The organism is Methanoregula sp. (assembly GCF_049686655.1).
GTDB lineage: Archaea > Halobacteriota > Methanomicrobia > Methanomicrobiales > Methanospirillaceae > Methanoregula.
The window spans coordinates 1-3,158 of the sequence record NZ_JBAVIG010000064.1; the positions used below are offsets into that span (position 1 = coordinate 1).

Below are 3,158 nucleotides of genomic sequence, written 5' to 3' on the forward strand. Positions count from 1 at the left end.
CACATGCCGGATCAACAGGAGGTCCCCCCCCTGCCAGCCTTAATGAGGGGATCACCTCCATGACTTTGGGGGGGAGAACGCGAAAGTACCTACCCTTATCCGGGCAAAGGGCGCTCACGAATCTCGACGTATCATGATACCAGTTACGGGGCGGACTCTCCGGCCCGGATGAGTATGATTAAAAATTATCACTGTCAGCGATAACTCTATGAAATATTCCATAATAGGGAATATAGCTGATGAGGAGATTGCCAATAGAGTTTTTGAGATAATTCAATATAACAATGAAACCAATATATACCTGAGTCTTAGATATACCATCTATGGAAAAGTTGCGAACTTCGGAAATAATGTCGTTCTCCTTTGATATGGCATATCACGTACTGGAGGAAAAGGGCCCTGCACTGGTTACTTCGGGTACCGGTGCTGAATACACGATCGAAGCATATACCATGACCAAAAGTAAGCTCCCCACTGTACCTGTTATCCGGGTGCAACCCAGGAGCGGGTTCAAGTATATCCGCTATACCTATATCCATGCGGATTGCTGGGGGAATGACGTAACGTGCCAGGGCAGCCGGGTCGAAGACATATACCGTGGTAAAGACAACATCTACCGCTGGCTTGAGGAGAATACCCGGGACAATCCCGATACTGTCCCGAAAAAGAGATAATCTTTTCATAATTCCGTTGTGAAAATTTCAGTTCTCCCGGTTTTTATAAAATATCATCTGGAACTTTCAGAATCTGTCCGATAAAAATCCGACAACCATCCCATCTTTTTAAGCGAGTCGCTTAGCTATACTGCTGCACCGGGGCGCCGTTTTTTCACCGGAGCGATTGCCCGGTCCCAGTCCCCGCATCAGGACGCTGCTTTCGTTGCATGCTGGGGCACATCAGTCTCCGGCAGGTTCAGCTCCAGCATCACCGGGCAGTGATCCGATCCCATTATTGCCGGCAGGATCGCCGCATCGGAGACATATGGCCGCAGCGCCTGGCTGACAAAGCAGTAATCGATACGCCAGCCGAAGTTCCGTTCGCGGGAGTTGTTCTGGAACGGCCACCGGGTGTAGTGACCGGCGCCCTCGTGAAAAATCCGAAATGTATCGGTGAACCCCAGGCCGACCAGCTGGTCGATCCTGCCGCGCTCCTCCGGGGATATGCCGACCTGCCGGACTGGTTTTTTGGGTGGGTTATAGAGATCCCGGTCGGTATGCGCCACATTGAAATCTCCACAGATGATCACCGCCCGGCCCTCATCGCAGAGCGATCTGACATACAGGATGAATGCATCGTAAAATTTCAGCTTGTTGTCGAGGTTTCCCATCGGCTTGATCCCGAGCGGGAAAGAGATATTGAGCAGTACGAACCTGCCATAATCGGCGACAAGGACCCGGCCTTTGTTGTCAAAGACCGGGTCACCGAAACCGTACCGTACCGAAAGCGGCTGGTACCGGGAAAAGAGCCCGACCCCGGTGGTGCTCCCTGCCGGCACCGCAGAAAAATACGTATGGTACCCGTACAGGTTCCGCACCTTCTCCGGGAGCTTCTCCTCCGGGGCTTTGGTCTCCTGCACGCAGACGATCTCAGGGTTGTGCCTGAAGACAGGCAGGAAATGTTTCCGATCATAACATCCCCTGAGGCCGTTGACATTCCAGGAAAGGAGGGTCAGCATCCTGCACCCCTGTTTTTTTTCGGTACCGGGAACACCGGGGCGATCACGAAACGGTAACGATGCACTCCCTGCGGTATCCGGATGCGCCAAACATTATCCATGGTTACCTCTCTCCCATGGATGTCCCGGGCGACGCAAGACTGCACCAGCATACCCGGCCTCCTTATGATTTTCCCTCTCCTTTCAGTTCCCTGAGGAGCTGCTTCATCTCAGCCGCATCTCGTGTGTACATCCGCTGGAGGATCTGCACCTGCCGGTCCTGCCAGAGGCTGAACCCGAAGATAAGGACAAAGAATCCGATGGCGATTGAGAGCGCCCCCCACTTCGCCGTGTACGGCCATGGAAGGAGATTGAAACCGTGATAGATAAAAAGCGGTCCTGCGATCATCATCACTGCCGCCGAAACTACGTATACCAGGTTCTGGTTCCTGAACTCTTCATCGCTCACCGGCCGGTCGTCAATAAGCATTCTTCTGGGATCGGGTAATTTCATACGCATATCACCTGTTCTTTCAGGTCTGGGGTGTTTTGTCTGGCATTTATCTTTATTCTCATCTGTTGCATCTCCTTGAGGGTCCATAACTCAGGTAAAATCACTGCTCAGCACTTGCAACTCGGGATACACGCGCTGCATGTCCTGCACCGCACTTTGTGCATCTTTGAGGCTCGCTGAAAATCCCGCTGAATCATGGTTATGATCGGCGAGAACCGCTTTCATGCAGGCTGTGTCCGCGTCATCCGAGCTCTGGATGATCTCATCGACCTGTTCCAGCACCATGGCGATGGTAAAGCCTGAGTCTGTCGCCGGCGACGCACTGCCCTTTGCTAAAGCGAACTCTCCCCGTCCCCGGGTCATCTCGCTCTCACCATTCGCAAACTCATCGCACACCGCCATTTTCTCCTTCGCGGTCTGCATCGATGGCACGGAGGCAAGGTCAAAGAGCGCGGAAGTGCATTGGTTGTATCCTGCTACAAAATCTGCAACGCCGGCCTGCCAGGACGAGGTATAGTTCTGGTTGTCGGCATCGGTCGGGACCAAGTTCTGCGAATATCCCTGTACGCTGGTCTGCATATACTCGTTCCCGGGCTTAGATACCTCTTTGTAAAACACCTGCGAGCCGAACGCGAAAATCGACTGCGCATCGATCTCGCTGCTGTTCTGATCTCCGGAAGGTGCGGCCAGAGGGTTGAGTGCGGGTGAGACGTACAGCGTGGTTGCAAGGAGAGCCCCGATAAGGATTCCGTATTTCAGGATGATCAGGTTCACAGCTACACGACCAGGGATGGAGACGAAAGATCCGGCACCTTTGTGTGCCGGTATCTATACTTAAAGTACAATCTCTATATTAAAAAGATATGGAATAATGATTTTTTATTTTTATTGGGGGAATTGAACTATCTATTTATAGGAGAAGGGAGGATATGCAGATAACGAGCAGTTGTCCGGAGTATTCATTCTGTGATGCAGTGCAAAACCCGGCCC

Annotated in this window: 4 protein-coding genes; 1 reads left to right on the plus strand and 3 read right to left on the minus strand. The window is 52.3% G+C overall.

Annotation, left to right across the window (positions count from 1 at the left end):
* The first annotated feature begins 323 nt into the window (after window positions 1-323).
* Complete coding sequence (locus WBL42_RS08435) at window positions 324-674, plus strand: hypothetical protein (protein WP_424720836.1); 351 nt, start codon at window positions 324-326, stop codon at window positions 672-674.
* A 188-nt stretch (window positions 675-862) separates the two neighbouring features.
* On the opposite strand, the gene WBL42_RS08440 is transcribed toward WBL42_RS08435, so the two are convergent.
* From WBL42_RS08440 to WBL42_RS08450, 3 genes are all read right to left on the minus strand, one after another.
* Window positions 863-1,675, minus strand: coding sequence for an exodeoxyribonuclease III (locus WBL42_RS08440; protein ID WP_424720837.1), 813 nt, complete (start codon window positions 1,673-1,675; stop codon window positions 863-865).
* 163 nt (window positions 1,676-1,838) lie between these two features.
* Window positions 1,839-2,168 (minus strand): hypothetical protein, encoded by a 330-nt coding sequence (locus WBL42_RS08445; protein ID WP_424720838.1) that lies wholly within the window; start codon window positions 2,166-2,168, stop codon window positions 1,839-1,841.
* A gap of 90 nt (window positions 2,169-2,258) precedes the next feature.
* Window positions 2,259-2,942 (minus strand): hypothetical protein, encoded by a 684-nt coding sequence (locus WBL42_RS08450; protein ID WP_424720839.1) that lies wholly within the window; start codon window positions 2,940-2,942, stop codon window positions 2,259-2,261.
* Window positions 2,943-3,158 lie beyond the last annotated feature (216 nt).